The 215-nt window shown below is 63.3% G+C and carries 1 protein-coding gene; it reads left to right on the top strand.

Features of this window, described 5'->3' with window-relative positions:
- Window positions 1-215, top strand: a 215-nt coding sequence (locus ABQE93_RS27090) for a DUF222 domain-containing protein (RefSeq protein ID WP_448411985.1), incomplete at both ends; no start/stop codon positions are given.

Raw genomic sequence — 215 nt, 5'->3', positions numbered from 1 at the left:
GCCCGGGCGGTGTATCAGGTCGGGTTGGCGCGCACGTTGCGTGATCGGCTGCCGCGCATCGCCAGGGTGTTCATCAGCGGGGTGATCGACTTTCGGATGGTCAACACGATCGTCAACCGCACCGAAAACGTCGAGGATGAGCGGATCGGTGAGCTTGATGAGGCGTTGGCGCGCCGGGTGCCCAAGTGGATGAAACTGTCTCAGCCCAAGCTGCG

The organism is Mycolicibacterium sp. XJ662, from assembly GCF_053484035.1.
Note: the sequence above shows the minus strand (reverse complement) of the source record. Positions and strands in the feature narration are given on the sequence as shown.